The organism is Erwinia sp. (genome assembly GCF_031978025.1).
Taxonomy (GTDB): Bacteria; Pseudomonadota; Gammaproteobacteria; order Enterobacterales; family Enterobacteriaceae; genus Erwinia.
In genome coordinates, this window is record NZ_DALZCD010000390.1 from 1 (window position 1) to 2,922 (window position 2,922).

Annotated in this window: 2 protein-coding genes; one reads left to right on the forward strand and one right to left on the reverse strand. The window is 55.4% G+C overall.

What is annotated here, in order from left to right; translation table 11 throughout:
- Positions 1-438: hypothetical protein (locus RTK32_RS20725; RefSeq protein WP_312047244.1), on the forward strand; the 438-nt coding region annotated here is incomplete at its 5' end.
- 560 nt (positions 439-998) lie between these two features.
- Here the strand turns inward: RTK32_RS20725 and RTK32_RS20730 are convergent.
- The coding region (locus tag RTK32_RS20730) for an autotransporter domain-containing protein (RefSeq protein WP_312047246.1) at positions 999-2,922 on the reverse strand (1,924 nt) is incomplete at its 5' end.

Consider the following 2,922-nt stretch of genomic DNA (forward strand, 5'->3'; position numbering starts at 1 on the left):
TACGGATGTAAAGGCGTTTTGCGGCCAGGCATACTGCATATGGCCGCCCGCCGGGAGGCCGGAGCCGCCTTTACCGGCGAAAATACCTGTCTGCTCGGTCACCGACCGCCGGTGCCGCCCGAACCGGCGGTGATGCCCACGCCCACGCTGCCGCCTTTGCTGCTGTTGGTGGTGCGCATGCTGCTTTCTTCCGCCGACAGCAGCTTCACTCAGCAGCATATCTTTACCGGCCTGGCGCTGGCTGCCCTGCACGGTGATATCGCCGCCCAGCCCCGACGTCACTGCCCGTGCCGGAAAGACGATATTCCCGCCCAACCCCCTGCACGTGCCGTTTGCTGTTTTAGCATGCGCTCCCTTTCCTGCTGGCGCTTCTGTTCACGTTGGTCAGTGTTTGCCGCATCACTGTCGGGAAAAAAAGGCGCGGCGGCAAAGCGGTAAAAAATTGCGCAGGCAGCGGGCCGCGTTTACCCGGCCAGCCAACGTTTCGCTTCATCCATGGACATCTTTAATAGTTTAAATAGCGATTTTTAACAGTGATCAGCCAATGAATCAGTTACCTTAAACCGCCCGAAAAATTATTTTATCAGGCTGATTTATTAAATAACGCGAAAATAAAGGCAAATATCGCAAAAAAAATATGCCAGTAAAAAGTAAAACACTCTACCGTGACAAAAAATAAGACTATGATATTTAATCGGAAATCACCCATAAAAACTTTCCTGACAGCCCTGACTCTACTTTCTTATCATTCGCCCGCGATTATTTAAATTACTCTTTATTTTTACCTTTAAATAAACTTATCGTACTTTTTTAACCTATTCGTTGCGGATTATTTCTCTATGGCTTTTTTTTTAAATCACTGCGCCTTTAATATTTCCCAGCTTCATACCTGTCAATAATTTTACGGTCGCCAGCCGCCGTTTGAACATGGGGCTCTTAACGCCGGGCAAAAAAAAGCTGGCACCAAGGCCAGCTTTTAAAAAGGTCATTTCCGACGATTAAAACGCAATATCCACACCGCCACGGAAAACAGATTCGTCGCCTTTCTCCGCCACGTGCTTGTCCACTCGCAGGAACAGACGCGCATCTTTCGCTTTGCCTACGTCCAGCCGCATACCGTACCACTGCGAATCTCTGTCCAACGTCATACCCGGAATGGAGAAGCTCTCGCCTTCCGCTCCCGTGCCTGACCACCGGGCGTTCACGCCCAGAGACGGATTGGTAAAGGCGTGTTGATGCTCGCCATAGACGGAGAGCAGCGACCACCATTGATCGACCTCAACCAGAGGCGCGCTCAGGTTAAGACCGGTCAGGCCGACGGTACGGCTATAGCGAGCGCTGTCGCCCTCCAGGCCCAGCGCGCCGCCTTCGTCGTCAAAGCCGCCGGTGTAGAGCTGGCTCAGCTTCATGCCAACATAGGGTTGCAGCGTCAGCCTGTCGTTCAGTGACCAGCGATAGCCGGTTTTGACCAGCGCCTGCCAGCTGTCATTGCTGGTTTCCGAAGAGGATGAGCGCACACCGTTCAGCAACAGCACGCGATCCAAATCGGTCTCGCCATGTTGATAACTGAGGTTACCCTGCCAGAACCATTCGGGCGTGACGGCATACTGACCGTAAAGCATGAAGCCCTGCAAACTGTTAGTGCTGTTGCCGCCGGTGTCCTCGTAGCTGGCCCGGATTTCACTGTCGGTAACGGCTGCCCCCACTCTTAACCCCGGCACGTCGAAACTGCTGTCCACGCCGATAGCCGTGGTATTGATGCGGTAGTGGCTGCCAAGATAGCCATCCTGCTGCAAATCACCGTGCAGCGTGCCGGTTTCCGCCCACATGCCGTACGTTTTTTGCCGTGCGGGATCGAGGCGGTTATTCAGCAGCTGGTTCTGGTAATCCAGACTGTTAAAAAGAATGGCATTGCCGCTGGCATGCGCCTGCCCGGAAAGCGAATCCAATACCGCTTCAGCCGCCGCGCCGCTGCCGATACGTTGGAAAGCCGCCGCATCCTGCAACAGTTCGCTTTGCTGCGCACCCGCCTGCGTCGACAGCCTGTCTGCTACCTGTAATGCTCGCTCGACGTTAGCAGCGCTTTGCAGCGTCGCCGCGCCGGTAAGTCCCGCAGCCTGAGCAGCGCGGACGGTATTGACCCGTTGAAAATGGCCGGTAACGTTGTTGGTGCCGTAAGTTACCGTGCCCTTCAGGAATACGCCGGTATCCACGCTGGCGAACTGCCCGTTAATTCCCTGGCCGCTTTGCAGCAACGCTTCGTTAGTCTGCACAATATAGGTATCGGAAGGCAGGGTGACCTGAAGCGCGCCGTTAAGCGTCGCCGGGCCGGCTACCGTCAGTGGCTGAGAAAGCGTTATTCGCAGCGTGCCGTCAGCGCTTTGCTGATAGCTGCCGACAACACGCAGCGCGCCAGCGGAAGTGGTAACTACCGTGCCCTGGTTACTCAAATTGCCATTGATTTTGCCCGTTCCTGCCAGCAGCCCGCTACCCGTTACGCGGACATCACTGGCGACGCTGCCGTCGATATACAGGCTGTTACTTTCTACACGCGTGCCGCCGGTGTAGGTGTTATTACCGGTCAGCGTCAGGCTGCCGCCCGCGTTGCTGGCGCCGCTGACGATCAGGCCACCGTTACCGCTGATATCGTTGCCGAACACGTAGTTACCGTAGGTCAGCGCGGCGGTAAAATCATTGCCATAAAACATGCCCGGGCCTTGCAACGCTTTATTAACGTTGACGTTTCCCCAGCCAAAGGTGTTGTTGTAAGGACGACCATTAGCGGTATCCTGACTGACACCCGCCACGGCATCGCTATGATAGTCTGCCGTGGTCAACAGCGTTTGCTGAAGGTTGTAGCCGGTCATCCATGGAAACTGCGCCGACACGCGTGATGCCGCGCCAGTTACGCGAGGTGCAGCA